This is a genomic window from Xanthobacter pollutisoli (assembly GCF_040044995.1).
GTDB lineage: Bacteria > Pseudomonadota > Alphaproteobacteria > Rhizobiales > Xanthobacteraceae > Xanthobacter.
In genome coordinates this window covers 193,312-211,146 of the sequence record NZ_JBDZDP010000007.1, presented here as the reverse complement: position 1 = coordinate 211,146, position 17,835 = coordinate 193,312, and the positions used below count along the sequence as shown (strand labels likewise).

The following is a 17,835-nucleotide window of genomic DNA, read 5'->3' as shown; positions in this document are numbered from 1 at the left end:
GAGGGAGGGGGCAGGAAGGCGAGGGGCACGATCATCCTTGAACCGGCACGGGGGCAACTCGGGCGGAACGCACGGCCACGCTTGTCCAACGCGGCTGGAGCGTAGCGGTTCCGATGCGCATAGCAGAGTTCAGAGGAAGAATGGGGCAGCCGGACGGCATGCGGGGGAATACCGTCCGGCCAGCGCGTCGGCCACGGGTGCAGCGTCGGCGCGAATCCTGTTTGCGCTCGGCGGGGGCCGGCGGCATCCCAATAATGGAGGATGAGGGCGCGCAGATTTTTTTAATTTTTGCGGGAACCCATCTCGAACTCCGGCGTTTCTCCGGTCGAGCGGGTTCCGTTGCGCCTTGCCCCCGCTCTCCGGTCATGCGTTAGCCCCCTGTGCCCTTCCCCCGAATGCGGGAAGCGCATGAGCGCATGCTCCGACACAAGAAGCGCCGCAGCCTGAGCTGCCGAAACGGAGGATCGCCAATGTTTGAAGCTGCCCGTCGCCCCCTCAAGATTTGCGTGGATGGTTCGTGCATCGTGCTGCGTTCTCTGGATGACGCCATCGGCTTCGTGCGGGCCCATCCCGTCCGCGAGCATGCCGAAATGCTCCTCGACCAGATGGAGGCTGCGCGCCTGCCCGAGCTTCAGCGCCGGGCCTGGGTGGCTTTCGAGACTTTCGCGGATGCCATGCAGCTGTCCGACGCGCAGCGCCGGATGATGTGACGGAGTGAACCCTCGTTTCAGACAGCCCGGCAACCGCGCCGGCCATTTCAAGGACCCTCCCGGCCGCGCGGCCGGGAGGGTCCTTGCATTTTGGGGCTGTCCGGTGCCGATGGTCCCGCTCAGAAGCGCTCGGGCACCCGGTGGCGGGCATAGTCCGCTTCCACATACCCTTTCGGCTTCTGGCGCGGCGGCAGGCGGATCTTCTCGCGCGGAACATCCTCGTACGGTATGCGCGAGAGCAGGTGCGAGAGAATGTTGAGGCGGGCGCGCTTCTTGTCGTTGGAGCGGGCGACGAACCACGGCGCCCACTGGGTGTCGCTGGCCTCGAACATCTCGTCCCGCGCCCGCGAATAGTCGTACCAGCGGGAGTAGGATTCCAGGTCCATGGGCGAGAGCTTCCAGACCTTGCGCGGGTCGTCGATGCGGCTCGCCATGCGCCGGGTCTGCTCTTCCTCGGACACCTCCAGCCAGTATTTCAGCAGGATGACGCCGGATTCCACGATGGCCTTCTCGACGAAGGGCACGGTGGCGAGAAATTTCTTCGCCTGATCGTCGGTGCAGAAGCCCATGACGCGCTCGACGCCCGCCCTGTTGTACCAGGAGCGGTCGAAGATGATGATTTCCCCCGCCGCCGGCAGGTAGGGCAGGTAGCGCTGGATGAACATCTGCGACTTTTCGCGATCGGTGGGTGGCGGCAGGGCCACCACGCGGAAGATGCGCGGACTGACCCGCTCCATCATCGCCTTGATGACGCCGCCCTTGCCGGCGCCGTCGCGCCCCTCGAACACGACGCAGATCTTGGCGCCGGTGTGCTTGGTCCAGATCTGCAGCTTCACGAGCTCGCCGTGAAGACGCTTCAGCTCCTGCTCGTAGGCCTTGCGCGTCAGCGGCTCCTTTTCGCCGTTGTCCTCGGCGTCCTTCGCGCCCATGCGTTCCTCCCCTTCTTGCTCTTGGCGTGTTCTTCGCTCCCGATTGTCAGGCCCAGCTGAGGAACAGGCCCACGTCGCCGGGCATGCCGTTCGGCCAATCAATGATCATCGCCTTCAGCTTGTAGTGCCCCTCCCGCAGGTGATCGCGCCACAGTTCGTAGGCCTGGCGCGGCCGCCCGGTGAGGCTGTCGGGCCAGCCCTCCTCCGCATTGTTGATGGCGCGGCCCTTGTCGGTGCACAGCACGTTGGGGAAGCGCATGACCATAATCTCGGTCTCGCCGCGCTGGGCGGCGAGGCGCATCTTGGTCTGGAGGTTCTGGGCGATCTCGTGCAGGCGCTCTTGGGTCAGGTCCACCCGCTGGGACAGCGTCTTGATCAGCTCCGCGCGGGCCTTGTCGGCGCGGTCCATGGCCGAGATTTCCTTGGACAGCTTGGACTGCTCGATCTCATGCATGTAATCGCGCAGGTCGTCGGCGCTCATGAAGGTCTCGTCGCCGAGGGCGACATGGGTGTGGCTTTGCGCTGTGCTGTCGGACATCGCTCTCTCCCTTTTGACGCCAGCGAGCGGGTCGCTTCGAGGCGGCCGCAGTGTCCTCGGCAGGGAGCCGGCGTCCTTGTCTGATATCAACTCTTTCCGCGGCAAAGGCCAAGCCGTTCGAGCATAAGGCCGTGATCGGCGGTGGCCGCGTAGCGCCGAACGCAAAAAGCCGGCGCGGCCAAGGCCGGCGCCGGCTTTCAGCGATCACGATCGGCCGGATCAATGCGGCCGCGGGCAGGACTGAAACGCGTGTCCCGCCCTCGCGAGAAATCAGATGGCGGCGAAGACCTCGGCCGGGATGCGGAAGAAGCCGCGGCCGTTGGACAGGGTGCGGTAATAGGGGGCGGCGCCGAGCACCAAACGCTCGAACCACGCCTTCTGAGTGAGGCCTTCCGGAAGGGCGTCGATGGTGAAGACGTCGGCGTTGGGGCTGAATCGGACGTGGATCAGCACGTCGTCGGGACGCTTGGCGGAGGCACCATCGACCGGCTGCTCAGCGCGCTTGGCAAGGGCACTCATCATGATCTCCTCTGGAAGCAATCAATAAATCCGCGGCTGAGACGTCCCGGTTCGCGTTCCGTGGCTCCAAAACGCGAGCCAGGCGCGGTGCAATGCCCCAAGCGAACGACCGGCGCGGCGACCCTCGCAGGGTCGAAGCGTCGGCAGGTTCCGGTAGGTTTCCGCCAACCGGACCAAGCTAGGCACCGCCGGTCGCTCATTCCTTGATCGCGATCAAATGTTGAGCTTTTGGTAATGGGAAACCCCTGAGGCGAGTTGTCGCCTCAGCGCGCTGGCCGCCGGCTCACCACGGCGCGGATGGCGAAGGAGGACTGGATGCGGGCGACCCCCGGCAGGCGCGACAGCACCTCCTTGTGCAGGCGCTCGTAGTCGCCGGCGTTCTTCACCTCGATCTTGAGGAGATAGTCGGCGGTCCCCGTCATGAGGTGGCAGTCGGTGATTTCCGGACAGCGGCAGACCGCGGTTTCGAAGCGGTTGAGATATTCCTCGGTCTGGCGGTCGAGGGTGATCTGGGTGAACACCACCAGCCGGTCCTCGGGCGCGCCTTCGTGGATGATGGCGGCATAGCCGCGTATCACCCCTGCCCGCTCCAGGAGGCGGACCCGCCTGAGGCAGGCGGACGGTGACAGGCCGACCGCGACGGCGAGTTCCGCATTGGAGATGCGACCGTCGCCGCGCAGGACGCGCACGATGTGGGAATCGATATCGTCGAGATTGGCCATTGAACATTCTGCGGCTTATCCGCAGATCCTATCAAGCCTGTGCTCTGATCTGGCACGACATTCGCTGAATTGCAGCCAAATGCGCCGAGGTCCGGCGTAAGATGGCGCGCCGCTTTTCCTGCCGGCCTTCAGGGTCCGCAGGCGGCCGAGGGTGTCCGCGATGCGCATAGTGATTCTGGGCAGCGGGGTCGTAGGCACGGCCTCGGCTTATTACCTCTCCAAGGCCGGCCACGAGGTGACGGTCCTCGACCGCCAGCCGGCGGCCGGAATGGAAACCTCTTTCGCCAATGCCGGCCAGGTCTCGCCGGGCTATTCGGCGCCCTGGGCCGGGCCGGGCATCCCGGTCAAGGCCATCAAGTGGCTGCTGATGCACCATCGTCCGCTGGTGGTCTGGCCGAGCTTCGACCCGCGGCTGCACCTCTGGCTCGCCCGAATGCTGGCCAATTGCACTGAGGACGCCTACCGCCGCAACAAGGCGCGCATGGTGCGCCTCGCCGAATACAGCCGCGATGCCCTCGATGCGCTCCGCAAGGAGACCGGCATCACCTATGACGAGCGCACCCAGGGCACGCTCCAGCTGTTCCGCACCCAGAAGCAGCTGGACCACGTCCATTCCGACACCGAGGTGCTGGACGCCCACGGCGTGCCCTACGAACTGCTCGATCCGTCCGGCTGCATCCGCGCCGAACCGGCGCTGGCGCGCGTGCGCGGCAAGTTCGTGGGCGGGCTGCGCCTGCCGGGGGACGAGACAGGGGATGCCCATATCTTCACCCAGCGCCTCGCCGAGATCTGCGCCCGGCAGGGGGTCAGCTTCCGTTATGGCGTCACCGTCGAGGCGCTGCGGCACGAGGGCGGGCGGATCACCGGCGTCGCGCTGAAGGGCGGCGAAATGGTCACCGCCGACGCCTATGTGGCGGCCATGGGCAGCTTCACGCCGGCGCTGCTGGCGCCGCTGGGCATCCGCCTGCCGGTCTATCCGGTGAAGGGCTATTCGCTGACGTTGCCGATCCTCGATCCCGACGGGGTGCCGCGCTCCACCATCATGGACGAGACCTACAAGGTGGCCATCACCCGCCTCGGCGACCGCATCCGCGTCGGCGGCACGGCGGAACTCGCGGGCTTCAGCACCGTCCTGCGCGCGCCCCGCCGCGCCACCCTCGCCTTCTCGGTGGGGGACCTGTTTCCGGCTGGCGGCGACATCGAGAAGGCGACCTTCTGGACCGGCCTGCGGCCCATGACGCCGGACGGCACCCCCATCGTCGGCGCCACGAAGATCACCAACCTGTTCACCAACACCGGCCACGGCACCCTGGGCTGGACCATGGCCTGCGGCTCTGGCCGTGTCCTCGCCGACCTCATCGGCGGGCAGCCGCCGGAGATCGACACCGCCGACCTCTCGGTGGCGCGCTACGCGCAGGCTGCCTGAGCCGTTGCGGAGCAAGGGGTGCGGCAAGGGCGCGGCAAGGGCGCTCGCCGCCCGGCCGACCCCTGCCCGACCCGGCCGCCTTGCGCGAATACGCCGGCTGCGCCAAACCTGCGCGCGGAGGGCGGCATGCGTTTCATCCACTCGTCGGACTGGCAGCTGGGCAAGCCTTTCGGCCGTGCCCCCGAAGAGGCGCGCGCCGCGCTCAGGGAAGCCCGGCTCGACGTCATCGACCGCCTCGCGACAGCGGCGCGCGACAACGGTGCGCCGCTGGTGCTGGTGGCCGGCGACGTGTTCGACAGCGCCGAGCCGGGGGACCGCGTCTACCGGCAGGCGCTCTCGCGCATGAAGGCGGCGGGAGATGTCCGCTTCCTGCTGCTGCCGGGCAACCATGACCCGTTGCGCGCCGACGGATTGTGGAGCCGCCTCGCTGTCGAGACCCCCATCAACGTCACCGCCCTAATTGCGCCGGAACCGATGGACCTCGGTGACGGCGCCGTGCTGCTGCCGGCCCCGCTGACGCACAAACGGGCGCTGTCCGACGCGACCCAGTGGCTCGACGCCGCCGAGACGCCGCCGGGGGCGCTGCGCATCGGTCTCGCCCACGGCTCGGTGCAGACCTTCGGTAGCCACACCGACACCAATCTTCTCGCCGCGGATCGCGCCCGCCGTGCGGGCCTCTCCTATCTCGCCCTCGGCGACTGGCACGGCCGGCTCAGGATCGATGAGCGCACCTATTACAGCGGTACGCCGGAGCCGGACGATTTCGGCCGCGAGGCGTCCGGCCTCGCGCTGCTGGTGGAGCTGGAGGGCGCCGCGCCGCCCAAGGTCACGGATCTCTCCATCGGCCGCCATCACTGGCGGGAGGAGAGTTGGAGCCTCAGCGGTGGCGACGATGTGCCGGCCCGCATCGCCGGCCTCGCGCCGGGGGTGGCGCGGCCGGATCTGGTCTGCCGCCTCACCTTGAGCGGCCTCGTCACCCTGGCCGAGCGGGTGGCGGTGCGCCACCAGTTGGAGGACACCCTTGCCCATGAGATCCGCTGGCTGGACCTGAGGGCGGACGACCTCGTCATCCGCCCCACCGACACCGACCTTGCCGAGATCGACGCCCATGGCGAGCTGCGCGTCGCAGCCGACAAGCTGCGCGCCCTCTCGGCCGCCGGCGGCCCGCAAGCGCGGCTGGCGGAGGCCGCGTTGGAGCGGCTCTATGTGGAGCAGATGCGCGCCCAGCGGGCGGGAGAGGCCTGATGCGGGTGCGCCGCCTCGCCATCGAGAACTTCCGCAAGTTCCGCGCCCCCGTGGTGCTGGAGGGCTTCACCGACGGGCTCAATCTCGTGTGCGAGCCCAACGAGACCGGCAAGTCAACGATCCTCGATGCCTTGCGCGCCGTGCTGTTCGAGCGGCACAGCGCCAAAAGCGATCGCATCCGCTCGTTCCGGCCGCAGGGCGACGAGGTGGCGCCCACCGTCGAGCTGGCTTTTGACATCGCAGGTGCGCCCTGGCGGCTCACCAAGCGCTTCCTCATGGCCCCGGCGGTGACGCTGGACGGCCCGGATGGGCGCTTCTCCTCCGATGCGGCCGAGGAGAAGCTCCAGACTCTTCTGGGTTTCAGCCGGGCGGGCAAGAGCGGCGCCACGGACGACAGCCGCGGCGCGCTCGGCCTGCTGTGGGTGGAGCAGGGGCTGTCCTTCCACCTCGGGACACCGGGGGAGACGGCGCGCCGCACGCTGGAGGAAGCCCTCGCCGGAGAGATCGGCGCCGTCACCGGCGGGCGTCGCGCCAAGGCGGTGGTGCAACAGGTGGAGAAGAGCCTCGCCGACTTCTACACCGCCACCGGCCTGCCGACGAAGCGCCTGCAGCAGGCCCTGAAGGCCGCCGAGGCGGCCCGCCAGCAGGCGGTGGACCGGGCGCGGGAGCTGGAGCAGTTCGAGGGCGTGCTGGAGCGCCTCGAGCAGAAACGCAGCGAGCAGCGCCGTCTGATCCGCGATATCGAGGATCCGCAGGTGGACGCGGAGCTCAAGGCGCTCGACCTCGAGATCGACCGCGCCCGCGCCGCCGGCCAGGCGCTGGAGATCGCCGATCTTGCGGCAAGGGCTGCGGGCGGCCGCCGCGCCGAGCTGGAGCAGCGGCGCGAGCAGCGGTCGAGGCTGGCCGCGCGGCTCGCCGCCGCGGAGGCCGCCGCGGCCGCCGCGCGGGAGGCGGTGGAGGCCCATCGGCAGGTGATCGAGCGGGCGCGCGCGGGGCAGACCGCCGCATCCCTCGCCCTTGAGACCGCCCGCGCCGGATTGCGCGAGGCGGAAGCCCAGCGCGACCAGGCTGTGGCGGAGCGTACGGCCCGCAGCCATCGCGCGGCACTCGCCCTCGCCTTCGCGCGGCTCGACCGGGCCGAGGCGCTCGCCCTTGCCATCAAGGAGCGCGAGGGGCGCATTGCCGAAGAACGGATGGACGAGGCGGCGATCCAGCGCCTGCGCCAGCTGGAGGAGGCGGTCGGGACCGCGCGGGCGCAGGCGAAGGCCGGCGCGGCCAGCCTCACCCTCGCGCTGGAGGCCGGCGCGCCCGAGATCCGCCTCGACGGCATGGCGTTGGCGGATGGCGCCACCGTGCGCCTTACCGGCGCGCGGGTGCTGGCCATTCCCGGCGTGGGCACCCTCACCTTCACCCCGCCTCCGAGCGGCGAGGCGGCGCTCGCCCGGCTTCGGGCCGCCGAGCGCGACCTTGCCGATTTTATCGCCGGCACCGGCCACGACACGCCCGCCGCCGCCCACGACGGCGGGCGCTCGCGGGCACGGGACGAGACCGAGCTGCTCGGCCTTGTCACCCGCCTGAAGGCGGAGACCCCGGCCGATGGGACCCTCGGCATCGGCGAAGGGCTAGAGCCCCTGCGCGGCGCCCTGGCCGGGGTGCCGCGCCCCGCGCCCGAGGCCAAGGAGGCCACCGTCGCCGCTGCCGATCCGGAGACCCGCTATCGCGCGGCGCGCACCGCCGAGGCCGAGGCCGCCGCCCGCCGCGAGGTGGCGCTGGAGGGATTGAAGTCCGGCCAGCTGCGGGAGGTGGCGCTGTCCGCCGCGCTCGAACGCGCGGAAGCCGAGCGCGAGCGCCTCGCCGACGATCTCGCCGCCGACCGGCGCGAGCGCTCCGATGCCGATCTCGACGCGGCGCTGGCGGAGGCCGGGGCCGCCGAGGCGCGGGCGCGGGTGGACCGCGATGCCGCCCGCCGCGCCGCCGACGCACTCGATGCTGCCGCCCTCGCCCGTCGGCGCGACACATTGCGTCGCAAGCGCGAGACGCTGCAGAGCCAGCGGCCGGCGCTGGCCGGCGAGCTGGCGCGGCTCGAGGAGCAGGCCCGCACCCTGGGGGGCGAAGGACCGGCGAGCCGCGCCGCCACCGCCGCCGAGGAGGCCGACGCGGCGGAGGCGGCCCTTGCCCGGGTGAAGGGCGAAGCCGACACGCTGGCGCTGTTGCATGCGGTGCTCAAGGAGGCGCAGCAGGACGCCGCCCGGCGCTATCTCGCCCCGGTCACCCAGCGCATCGAACCTTATGTGCGCCGCCTGCTGCCGGCGGCGAGCCTGTCCTTCGGCGAGGATTTCCGGCCCCAGCTGCTTACCCGCGGCGGGCGGGCGGAGGCGGCGGAGCTGCTGAGCAAGGGGACGCAGGAGCAGATCGCCATCCTCACCCGCCTCGCCTTCGCCGACCTGCTGATCGACCGTGGCCAGCCGGCCTCGCTGGTGCTGGACGATGCCCTCGTCTTCGCCGACGACGACCGTTTCGACACGATGATGGAAATCCTCGCCGAGGCGGCCGGGCGCATGCAGGTGCTGATCCTCAGCTGCCGCGCCTCCGCCTATCGCGGCATACCGGCCACCCGCCTCTCCATGCACTCCGCTGCGTGAGCAGGGGGGCGGTGGGCGAAGTTCCGATGCCGACCTGCGCCGGCCCACGAGGTGCCCGACCTGATCGCGGTCGCGCGGGCCCTCAAGGCGTGGCGGCGCGCGCGACGTCATCGAGCGCCTTCGCGAGGGCGATGTCGGACGTATCCAAAGATGGAAAAACTGGAGCGGGCGATGGGAATCGAACCCACGACATACAGCTTGGGAAGCTGTCGTTCTACCACTGAACTACGCCCGCGCAGGCGCCGACCATAATCGCAGCCGGGGGCGCCGTTCAAGGGCGTCAGGGAAAATACCCACCGCGTTGCCGGACCGGGGCGAGGCTCCTATGGTCGGCTCGATCTCAATCATCGCCGGCCGCCCCGCCATGTCCGCCCCTCCTTCATCTCCAGGTTCATCCCTCAAGGCCGTCCCGTCGGCCGGACCGGGTCCGGCTTCCGGCCATCCCCATACCTCGCGCGCGTTCAAGGCCACGTTTCAGACCTTCGAGGACCTTGCGGACGGGGCCGCCGGTCCCGGCCGGCTCGGCGCCCTGCGCGCGGAACTGGCCAGGCACGGCTTCGATGGCTACGTGGTGCCGCGCGCCGACGCCCATCAGAACGAGTACGTCCCGGCGCGCGAGGAGCGCCTCGCCTTCCTCACCGGCTTCACCGGTTCGGCGGGGACGTGCGTGGTGCTGCCCACCGAGGCGGCGCTGTTCGTGGACGGGCGCTATACGCTCCAGGCGCCGGCGCAGGTGGATGCCGATGCCTTCTCCGTGGTGCCTCTCTCTCAGATGCGGCCGGAAGCCTGGATCGAGGCGCACCTGCCCCGGGGGGCACGGCTCGGCTACGACCCGTGGCGCACCACCATTGACGGGCGCGACAAGCTGGTGAAGGCGGTGGCCGCCGCGGGCGGCATCCTCGCGCCGCTGGAGGCCGATCCGTTCGACCCGATCTGGCCCGACCGCCCGCCGCCGCCGCGCGCGCCCGTTCGCCTGCTGGACCTGTCCGTCGCCGGCGAGGATGCCGCCGCCAAGCTCCGCCGGGTGCAGGAGAAGCTTGCCGCCGACCGGCTCGACGGCGCGCTGGTGTCCGACCCGCACGGCGCGGCGTGGCTGTTCAACATGCGCGGCGCGGACGTGGCCCACACGCCCCTGCCGCTCGCCTGGTGCATCGTGCCGCGGGAAGGGGAGCCCGAGCTCTTCCTCGAGCCCATGAAGCTCTCCCACGAGGTGCGGGCGGACCTCGCCCGCCATGCCCGCCTGCACGGCGTGGGCGACCTCGACACGGTGCTGGCCGCCTTCGCCAAGGGCCGGCGCGTGCGGGTGGATCAGGCGACGGCGCCGGTGCGGCTCGCCGGGCTCATCGAGGCGGCCGGCGGCACTGTCGACAAGGGCACCGACCCCATCGCCCTGCTGAAGGCGTCGAAGAATCCTGCGGAGATCGCCGGCATGCGCGCCGCCCACGTGCGCGACGGCGTGGCGCTCGCCCGCTTCCTCGCGTGGTTCGACCGCGAGGCGCCGGGCGGCCGGCTGACCGAGATCGACGCGGTGGAGGCGCTGGAGACCTTCCGGCGGGCGTCGGGCAACCTCACCGACATTTCCTTCCCCACCATCGCGGGGGCGGGCGAGAACGGCGCCATCGTGCATTATCGCGTCACCCGCACCACCAATCGGGCGATCCATCCCGGCGAGCTGTTCCTGCTGGATTCCGGCGCGCAATATCCCGACGGCACCACCGACATCACCCGGACCCTCGCGGTGGGTGCGCCGACCGAGGAGATGCGGCGGCACTACACCCTCGTGCTGAAGGGCCACCTCGCTTTGACCCGCGCGGTGTTCCCGCAGGGGATCAACGGTGCCCAGCTCGACCCGCTGGCGCGCCAGTATCTGTGGGCCCACGGACTCGATTTCGACCATGGCACCGGCCACGGCGTCGGCGCCGGCCTGTCGGTGCATGAGGGGCCGGCGCGCATCTCCCAGCTCGGCCATCTGGCGCTGGCGGAGGGCATGATCCTCTCCAACGAGCCGGGCTATTACCGCACCGGGGCCTATGGAATCCGGATCGAAAATCTCATTCTGGTGGAGCGCCGGACGGTGGAGGGCGCGGAGAAGCCCTGCCTCGGCTTTTCGACCCTGACCCTCGTGCCCTACGACCGTCGCCTGATCGATCTCGGCCTGCTCGACGGCGGCGAGCGGGAGCAGGTGGACGCCTATCATGCCGAGGTTCATGCCGCCCTGGCGGACGGTCTCGACGTGGCGGCCCGGGACTGGCTGGCGCGGGCGACCGCGCCCCTGTGAGAGCTTGCGGCTCTGCCGCAAGGGAAAACGGAAGGGGTGCGAAGCGAAGCCGGATGTCCGGCGCACGCATCGCATCGGGCCGTTCGATCAGCTTAATCTCAGTGCCGCTCTGGCTGAGGCGGAACCGGAGCGCGGCAGCAGCGTTTGGAAAGCGTGGCGGCCGACGGCTGTCGCACCGATCAATTCAAACGGAAGCGCCTCTGGGCCGACCCCGCACGCGGGCCGGAACCGTGCGCGTGCGCCGTGAACGGAGGCTGGGTCGTGTCCACAATTCTCATCATCATCCTCATCCTGCTTCTCATCGGCGCCCTGCCCAACTGGGGCTACAGCCGCGGCTGGGGCTACGGTCCCGGCGGTATCGTCGGCGTGCTCCTCATCATCGTGATCGTGCTCGCCCTGACCGGACGTCTCTGACGGCAGCCTGCCGCGCCACGGCCCGGGACTGGCTTTGCCTTAGCCGGCGCCGCGATCGCGCGGCTGCGCGAGCCATTCCGCCCTTGCTCTGCGCGGCCTCGCGCACCTGGCCGCTGGCCGCCTTACGGCGGGCCGGCGGCCAGGATGCATTGTGCCCGCAGGATCAGGCGGTCTTCTCGATGACCCGGCCGAGCTTCTCCACGAGTTCGCCCACCTGATCGTTCGAGATGATGAGCGGCGGCGTCACCACCAGCGTGTCGCCGGCAATACGCATCATCAGGTCCTCCTCGTGGAAGGCCTTTTCCAGCCCCTCGTAGCCGCGCAGGCCGGGGGCTCCGGCGCGCGGGGCGAGGTCCACCGCGCCGGTGATGCCCACCGTGCGGATGTCCAGCACGCCGGGCTTGCCCTTCAGCGTCATCATCGCATCGGCAAACGCCGGCTCCAGGGCCTTCGCCTTGGCGAAGGTGTCTTCCTGCGCATAGAGGTCCAGGGTGGCGAGGCCGGCCGCGCAGGCGAGCGGATGGGCCGAATAAGTGTAGCCGTGGAACAGCTCCACCATATGCTCCGGCCCCTTCATGAAGGCGTCGTGGACCGGTTTGCGGGCGATGACGCCGCCCATGGGCACCGCACCGGCGGTGATGCCCTTGGCGAAGCAGATCATGTCCGGGATCACGCCGTAGCGCTCGGCGGCGAAGGCGTGGCCCAGACGGCCGAAGCCGGTGATGACCTCATCGAAGATCAAAAGGATGCCGTACTTGTCGCAGATCTCCCGCAGGCGCTGGAGATAGCCCTTCGGCGCCGGCAGCACGCCGGTGGAGCCGCCCATGGGTTCCACGATGACGGCGGCGATCGTTGAGGCGTCATGCAGGCCGACGATCCGCTCCAACTCGTCGGCGAAGTGCGCGCCATACTCCGGCTCGCCCTTGCTGAAGGCTTGGTTCTCGCGGTCGTAGGTGGTGCGCAGGTGGTCCACGCCGGCCAGCATGGTGCCGAAGGTGCGCCGGTTGGCCACCATGCCGCCCACGGAAATGCCGCCGAAGCCCACCCCGTGATAACCGCGCTCGCGGCCGATGAGGCGCGTGCGGGTACCCTGGCCGATGGTCTGCTGGTAGGCGAGGGCGATCTTCAGCGCCGTATCCACCGCCTCGGAGCCGGAATTGCAGAAGAAGACGTTGTCGAGATCACCGGGCGCCAGCGCGGCGATGCGGCTCGCCAGACGGAACGCGTTGGGATGGCCGTATTGGAAGGTCGGCCCGAAATCGAATTCCGCGGCGCCGGCGCGGATGGCCTCGACGATGGGCTCGCGATTGTGGCCCGGATTGACGCACCACAGGCCGGCGCAGCCGTCGAGGATCGCGCGGCCTTCCGGCGTGTAATAGTGCATGTCCTTGGCGCGGGACACGAGGCGCGGGCGCTTCTTGAACGACCGGTTCGAGGTGAAGGGCATCCAGAAGGCTTCGAGGTCGTTCGGAACCGCGTCCGAGCGCCCGGCCGAGCCTTCGGTGACCAGATCGTCCAAAGCCATGATGGAATATCCTCTCCCAAGCATCGCGCCCACCAGCGCGTGTCGCGTCGGCGCGGCCGCGCGCCACTCTGTGGTACCGCCGCCGTCGGGGCTGCGGGCGTGATGGTCGCGTCGGTGGAAGCTAGCAGTGCGCGCGACAAGTGGGAACACCGGCACCATCATCCCGCCCTCTTGCGGATGCATGGCTTCTGACCGACAAAGGTGCTGCCCATAGGTTAGGACGGTATTTTGGTGAGCGTGGCCGAAGACAGCGAGGACGGCGCGGCCGGTCCCGAGGCCTCCGTCGGCACCCCCCGCGCGGGCGACGCGCCGCAGGCGGTGCAGGCGGAGGCGGTGCGCGCCGCCCTCGACCGGGTGCTCGCGTCGGCCGATTTCGTCGCTTCGCCGCGCCTTGCGGCCTTCCTGCGCTTCGTTGTGGAATCGACCCTCGACGGCCGCGCGGATGCCCTCAAGGGCTACACCATCGCCGTGGAGGCGCTGGGGCGTCCACCTTCCTTCGATCCCCAGTCCGACCCGATCGTACGGGTGGAAGCGACGCGTCTGCGTCGCGCGCTGGAGCGCTACTACACGACCATCGGCAGCGACGATCCGGTCGTCATCGACATCCCCAAGGGCGGCTATGTGCCGCTGTTCATCGCCCGCGGCGCGGCCGACCCTGCACCTTCCGCCGAGCTCGAGCTGCCGGCGGGTCCTCCCCCGTCCGTCGCCCCGCCGCGCCCGCCCCGCCGGAGCGCGATTTTCTCCGCTCTGGCAGCACTGGTCGTCCTGGTGGTGGGCGCGAGTCTGTTCGGGGCCGATTTGCTCGGTGCCCGGCGGGAGCCGGCGCGGGTCGCCATGGCCGATCTCGTGCGTCTGCCTCTGGTGGAGGTGCGCACGTTCGAGGCCGCGGGCAATGGCGCACCTTCCGCTACGGAACTCAGAGCGCTGGAAGAGCGCATGCGCGACGCCTTTGCCCGCTTCGACTTCACCGAGGTGAAGGCGGCCGGGGCGGGCATCGCGGAGGGCGCCCTGGCCGAGGCCTGCACCGGCCCCCTGCCGCGCTCGGTCTTTTCCCTCGCCGGGCTTGCCGAAGGTCGGCCGGACGGCAGCTTCTCCCTCGTCGCCCGCCTCACCGACCGCTGCGACGGGTCCATCGTCTGGTCCACCGTGCTGGATGGTCTCGCCGCCTCCGACCACCTCGCGGAGAGCGAGCAGCGCGTCGTCCACGACGTGGCGGTGGCGGTGATGGAAGGCTATGGCGTGGTCCAGGTCCGCGCTCGGGCACAGGCGCTGGCCCGCGCGCCCGAATCAGGCTTCGGCTGTATCGCGGCGGCTTTCGCCCAGCGGCGCAGCGAATTCGGCGACCCCAAGGCCGCCACCAAGGGCGTCAATGTGGAGGAATGCCTCACGGACCTCACCCGGCGCAATCCGGGCTTCGCCCTGGGGCATGCCGTACGCGCCGAGGCCATGCTCTACCGCACGCTGCACGACGACACGCCGGCGCCATCCGAGGCCGAGCTGGAATTGCTGCTCGACGAGGCCGAGCGGGCCGCCGAGCTCGCCCCCGCCAGCGCCTATGCGGCGCGGTCCCTTGCGCTGGTCCAGCTGTTCGCCGGCGAGCCGGACGACGCCCTCGCCACCGCCGAGCGGGCGCTGAAGCTCAATCCGCTGGATTTCGACGTGGCCGCCACCGTGGGCGTGGTGTTCATCGGCGCCGGCCGCATCGCCGAGGGCGAGGCTCTCCTGTTGCAGGCGCGTCGGGAGGGTGCGGGAGCGACGCCGTTCCGCGACGCCTTCCTTGCCCTTGCAGCCTTCATCCGCGGCGACCTGTTCGCGGCGCAGGCGCTGGTGCCGCAATTGACCCTGCACCCGGCGGTGGAGAACAAGCTGGCCTTGGCCTTGTGCCTGCACGCGCTGGGCCGTCCCAGCGACGAGCGCGAGGTGGTCGTAGCTCTGGTCCACCAGACGGCGGACGGGGCCGAGGGCGTGCGTCGGCTGGTGTCCCGGCTCTTGCCGTCGAAGGACCACGCGGCAAAGGCCATTTCCGCCCTCGAAAGCGCGGGCCTGTCCCAGGAGGCCGTGGTCGGCAAGCCGCCGCGAGGTTAAGCGGCCGCAGCATAAAGGCGAACCCGGGGGGCGTGGCGTTCGCGCAACGCTTCATTTACCCTGGGCGTGGACCATGCACCTGATGGGTTTTGCGTGATTGCTCTGCCATGTCCGGATTGTCTTCGCCCCGCCGCAACGGCGGCCCCGCCCGCCTGATCATTTGCGACCCTGATCCGGCCGTGCGCAACGCGTTGCGGGCGGCCCTGGCACGTCGCGACGCCATCGATGTCATCGAGACCGCGGATCTTGCCGCTGCGCTTCCGATGGTCCCGCGGTGCGCCGCCATGCTGATGTCCGTTGCGGAGCCGGAGGATGCGATCCGCCGGGTGCGCGCGGCCGGGTTCACCGGCACGCTGGTGGTGGCGCTGGCGGAGGGTGCGGTGGCCGATGCCGTCGCGGCCATGCGGGCGGGCGCGGACGACGTGGTTCAGGCCCCCGTGCAGCCCGAGCAGGTGGTGGATCGCCTGCTCGCCGCAACGCCGGCCCGCCGGCCCGAGCGCCGCCGCCGCGCCTCCCGGCCCTTGCCGCGGGGCGGCGATTTCTGCGGCCTGTCCGGCCGGTCGGAGCCCATGCTGGCGCTTTATGCCCAGATCGAGCGCCTCGCCGCATCCCGCGCGCCCGTCTTCGTCACGGGCGCATGCGGTTCGGGCAAGGATCTGGTTGCCACCGCGCTCCACGTGGCCTCGCCGCGGCAGGACGGCCCCTTCGTCGCGCTCAACTGCGCGGCCATTCCGCCCGACCTGATGGAGGTGGCGCTGTTCGGCCGCGAGGACGCCGGCGCCCTGGAGCGCGCGCAGGGCGGCACGCTGCATCTGGACGAGGTCACCCAGATGGAGCCGGCGACCCAGGCCAAATTGCTCCATTTCGTCGAGACCGGCCGCTTCCGCCCGGTGGGCGAGGTCGGCGAGCGCGACGCCGACGTGCGTCTCGTCTGCGCCACCAGCCGCGATCCCCTGGAAGAGACCAGCGCCGGCCGGCTGCGGGGCGATCTCTATTACCGGCTGAACGTGCTTCCCCTCGCCATCCCGCCCCTGCGGGCGCGCGGCGACGACGTGCTGCTCCTCGCAGAGACCTTCCTTGCCCGCTTCGCCGGCGAGGAGGGCCGCCCCATGCCCCGCCTGACTCCCGAGGCCGTGGCGGCACTGCGGGCGCGCACGTTCCGCGGCAACGTCCGGGAATTGCAGAATCTGATGCGCCGCGCCGTGGTCCTGAGCGAGGGTGGCGTGCTGCCGGCGGACCTTTTCGTCGAGCCGGAGCCCGCCACGGCGGCCGACGCCGCGGAGCCGCGCTTCGAGGCCTGGATGGATGGGTTCGCCACCTATTCGGGCCGGGTCGAACCCCTCGCCGTGGTGGAGCGCCGGGCCATCGAGGCGGCCATCGCCGCCTTCGACGGCAACATCTCGCTCGCCGCCGCCGCCCTCGACCTCAGCCCCTCGACCCTCTACCGCAAGAAGCTCGCCTGGCAGGAGCGGACGCTCCAGTCCTGAGCCGCCTCACAGGATGAAGCGGCTGAGATCGGCATTCTTCGCGAGATCCGCGACGCGGGATCGCACATATTCCGCATCGACCACCACGGTCTCGCCGGAGCGGTCCGGGGCGGAGAAGGACAGATCGTCCAGCACCCGCTCGATCACCGTCTGGAGGCGGCGGGCCCCGATATTCTCAACGTTGGAATTCACCTCCACCGCCGCATCGGCGATGGCCTCCACGGCGTCGGCCGTGACCTCCAGCGTGACGCCTTCGGTGGCCATCAGCGCCACCGACTGCTTGACGAGGCTCGCCTCGGTCTCGGTGAGGATGCGCACGAAATCGGCGCGGGTGAGCGCCTCCAGCTCCACGCGGATGGGCAGGCGACCCTGCAGCTCCGGCAAAAGGTCCGAGGGCTTGGAGACGTGGAAGGCCCCCGAGGCGATGAACAGGATGTGGTCGGTCTTCACCGGCCCGTGCTTGGTGGAGACGGTGGTGCCTTCGATGAGGGGCAGCAGGTCGCGCTGCACGCCCTCGCGGGAGACGTCCGCGCCCGAGCGGCCTTCGCGCCCGGCGATCTTGTCGATCTCGTCGAGGAAGACGATGCCGTTGTTCTCCACCGCATGGATCGCCTCCTGCACGGTGGCGTCCTGATCAATGAGCTTGTCCGCCTCCTCGGTGAGGAGGAGGGGGTGGGCCTCCTTCACCGTCACCCGGCGCGGCTTGGCCCGGCCGCCGAAGGCCTTGCCCAGCATGTCGCCGAGGGAGATGGCGCCCATTTGCGCGCCCGGCATGCCGGGAATCTCGAACATGGGCATGTTCTGTGCGCCGGCCTGCAGCTCGATCTCCACTTCCTTGTCGTCCAGTTCGCCCGCCCTCAGCCGCTTCCTGAAGGCGTCGCGGGTCGCCGGTGACGCGGTGGCGCCCACCAGGGCGTCGAGCACCCGGCCTTCCGCGTTGAGATGCGCCTTGGCCTGCACGTCCTTGCGCTTGGCGTCGCGCATCAGGCCGATGCCCACCTCCACGAGGTCGCGCACGATCTGCTCCACGTCGCGGCCCACATAGCCCACCTCGGTGAACTTGGTGGCCTCCACCTTGAGGAAGGGCGCGCCGGCGAGACGGGCGAGGCGACGGGAGATCTCGGTCTTGCCGACGCCGGTGGGCCCGATCATCAGGATGTTCTTGGGCAGCACCTCCTCGCGCAGCTTGTCGTCCAGCTTCAGGCGGCGCCAGCGGTTGCGCAAGGCGATCGCCACGGCCCTCTTGGCATTGGCCTGCCCGACGATATGGCGGTCGAGCTCGGAGACGATCTCGCGGGGGGAAAAGTCGCTCATG

General features: G+C 70.2%; 14 protein-coding genes and 1 tRNA gene. 8 read left to right on the top strand and 7 right to left on the bottom strand.

Annotation, left to right across the window (positions count from 1 at the left end; all coding sequences use genetic code 11):
* Positions 1–524 precede the first annotated feature (524 nt).
* Entirely contained in the window at positions 525–710 is a 186-nt protein-coding gene (locus ABLE93_RS15910; protein WP_348840820.1) for a hypothetical protein, read from the top strand.
* Between the two features lie 119 nt (positions 711–829).
* Here the strand turns inward: ABLE93_RS15910 and ppk2 are convergent, their stop codons facing one another.
* From ppk2 to ABLE93_RS15890, 4 genes are all read right to left on the bottom strand, one after another.
* Positions 830–1,639 (bottom strand): polyphosphate kinase 2, encoded by an 810-nt coding sequence (gene ppk2, locus ABLE93_RS15905; protein ID WP_348840819.1) that lies wholly within the window; start codon positions 1,637–1,639, stop codon positions 830–832.
* A 46-nt stretch (positions 1,640–1,685) separates the two neighbouring features.
* Positions 1,686–2,177, bottom strand: coding sequence for a hypothetical protein (locus ABLE93_RS15900; RefSeq protein ID WP_348840818.1), 492 nt, complete (start codon positions 2,175–2,177; stop codon positions 1,686–1,688).
* A gap of 270 nt (positions 2,178–2,447) precedes the next feature.
* On the bottom strand, positions 2,448–2,696 hold the full coding sequence (locus tag ABLE93_RS15895; RefSeq protein WP_348840817.1) for a hypothetical protein: 249 nt from the start codon (positions 2,694–2,696) through the stop codon (positions 2,448–2,450).
* Between the two features lie 263 nt (positions 2,697–2,959).
* Positions 2,960–3,418 (bottom strand): Lrp/AsnC family transcriptional regulator, encoded by a 459-nt coding sequence (locus ABLE93_RS15890; RefSeq protein ID WP_348840816.1) that lies wholly within the window; start codon positions 3,416–3,418, stop codon positions 2,960–2,962.
* Between the two features lie 160 nt (positions 3,419–3,578).
* Here ABLE93_RS15890 and ABLE93_RS15885 point away from each other — a divergent pair, with 160 nt between their 5' ends.
* The 3 genes from ABLE93_RS15885 (at position 3,579) to ABLE93_RS15875 (ending at position 8,731) form a co-directional block, all read left to right on the top strand.
* The gene (locus ABLE93_RS15885; RefSeq protein ID WP_348840815.1) at positions 3,579–4,844 is read left to right on the top strand and encodes a D-amino acid dehydrogenase; all 1,266 of its coding nucleotides are present in this window, start codon (positions 3,579–3,581) and stop codon (positions 4,842–4,844) included.
* A 126-nt stretch (positions 4,845–4,970) separates the two neighbouring features.
* On the top strand, positions 4,971–6,089 hold the full coding sequence (locus tag ABLE93_RS15880) for a metallophosphoesterase family protein (protein WP_348840813.1): 1,119 nt from the start codon (positions 4,971–4,973) through the stop codon (positions 6,087–6,089).
* Positions 6,089–8,731, top strand: a complete 2,643-nt coding sequence (locus ABLE93_RS15875) for an AAA family ATPase (protein WP_348840812.1) — start codon at positions 6,089–6,091, stop codon at positions 8,729–8,731. Before ABLE93_RS15880 ends, ABLE93_RS15875 begins: the two co-directional genes overlap by 1 nt.
* Before the next feature lie 160 nt (positions 8,732–8,891).
* Here the strand turns inward: ABLE93_RS15875 and ABLE93_RS15870 are convergent.
* Positions 8,892–8,966 (bottom strand) — tRNA-Gly (locus ABLE93_RS15870).
* A 90-nt stretch (positions 8,967–9,056) separates the two neighbouring features.
* On the opposite strand from ABLE93_RS15870, the gene ABLE93_RS15865 reads away from it, so the two are divergent.
* Both ABLE93_RS15865 and ABLE93_RS15860 read left to right on the top strand, forming a co-directional pair.
* Positions 9,057–11,009: an aminopeptidase P family protein gene (locus ABLE93_RS15865; protein WP_348840811.1), complete on the top strand. Its 1,953-nt coding sequence runs from the start codon at positions 9,057–9,059 to the stop codon at positions 11,007–11,009.
* Between the two features lie 261 nt (positions 11,010–11,270).
* Positions 11,271–11,423, top strand: a complete 153-nt coding sequence (locus ABLE93_RS15860; protein ID WP_348840810.1) for a DUF3309 domain-containing protein — start codon at positions 11,271–11,273, stop codon at positions 11,421–11,423.
* Between the two features lie 163 nt (positions 11,424–11,586).
* On the opposite strand, the gene aptA is transcribed toward ABLE93_RS15860, so the two are convergent.
* Positions 11,587–12,948: an omega-aminotransferase AptA gene (gene aptA / locus ABLE93_RS15855; RefSeq protein WP_348840809.1), complete on the bottom strand. Its 1,362-nt coding sequence runs from the start codon at positions 12,946–12,948 to the stop codon at positions 11,587–11,589.
* A 231-nt stretch (positions 12,949–13,179) separates the two neighbouring features.
* Between aptA and ABLE93_RS15850 the strand changes: the two genes are divergently transcribed.
* Positions 13,180–15,033: a tetratricopeptide repeat protein gene (locus tag ABLE93_RS15850; RefSeq protein WP_348840808.1), complete on the top strand. Its 1,854-nt coding sequence runs from the start codon at positions 13,180–13,182 to the stop codon at positions 15,031–15,033.
* A gap of 284 nt (positions 15,034–15,317) precedes the next feature.
* The gene (locus ABLE93_RS15845; protein ID WP_348840807.1) at positions 15,318–16,520 is read left to right on the top strand and encodes a sigma-54-dependent transcriptional regulator; all 1,203 of its coding nucleotides are present in this window, start codon (positions 15,318–15,320) and stop codon (positions 16,518–16,520) included.
* 6 nt (positions 16,521–16,526) lie between these two features.
* Here the strand turns inward: ABLE93_RS15845 and hslU are convergent, their stop codons facing one another.
* Positions 16,527–17,834, bottom strand: a complete 1,308-nt coding sequence (gene hslU / locus ABLE93_RS15840; RefSeq protein ID WP_348840806.1) for an ATP-dependent protease ATPase subunit HslU — start codon at positions 17,832–17,834, stop codon at positions 16,527–16,529.
* Between the last annotated feature and the right edge of the window lies 1 nt (position 17,835).

What these genes read in the sequence shown, in the direction of transcription:
- ABLE93_RS15885 (WP_348840815.1), top strand. Translation starts at nt 3,579, where the DNA reads ATGCGCATAGTGATTCTGGGCAGCGGGGTCGTAGGCACGGCCTCGGCT.
- ABLE93_RS15900 (WP_348840818.1), bottom strand. Translation starts at nt 2,177, where the DNA reads ATGTCCGACAGCACAGCGCAAAGCCACACCCATGTCGCCCTCGGCGAC.
- ppk2 (WP_348840819.1), bottom strand. Translation starts at nt 1,639, where the DNA reads ATGGGCGCGAAGGACGCCGAGGACAACGGCGAAAAGGAGCCGCTGACG.
- ABLE93_RS15880 (WP_348840813.1), top strand. Translation starts at nt 4,971, where the DNA reads ATGCGTTTCATCCACTCGTCGGACTGGCAGCTGGGCAAGCCTTTCGGC.
- ABLE93_RS15890 (WP_348840816.1), bottom strand. Translation starts at nt 3,418, where the DNA reads ATGGCCAATCTCGACGATATCGATTCCCACATCGTGCGCGTCCTGCGC.
- ABLE93_RS15845 (WP_348840807.1), top strand. Translation starts at nt 15,318, where the DNA reads ATGCTGATGTCCGTTGCGGAGCCGGAGGATGCGATCCGCCGGGTGCGC.
- ABLE93_RS15895 (WP_348840817.1), bottom strand. Translation starts at nt 2,696, where the DNA reads ATGAGTGCCCTTGCCAAGCGCGCTGAGCAGCCGGTCGATGGTGCCTCC.
- ABLE93_RS15865 (WP_348840811.1), top strand. Translation starts at nt 9,057, where the DNA reads ATGGTCGGCTCGATCTCAATCATCGCCGGCCGCCCCGCCATGTCCGCC.
- hslU (WP_348840806.1), bottom strand. Translation starts at nt 17,834, where the DNA reads ATGAGCGACTTTTCCCCCCGCGAGATCGTCTCCGAGCTCGACCGCCAT.
- ABLE93_RS15875 (WP_348840812.1), top strand. Translation starts at nt 6,089, where the DNA reads ATGCGGGTGCGCCGCCTCGCCATCGAGAACTTCCGCAAGTTCCGCGCC.
- aptA (WP_348840809.1), bottom strand. Translation starts at nt 12,948, where the DNA reads ATGGCTTTGGACGATCTGGTCACCGAAGGCTCGGCCGGGCGCTCGGAC.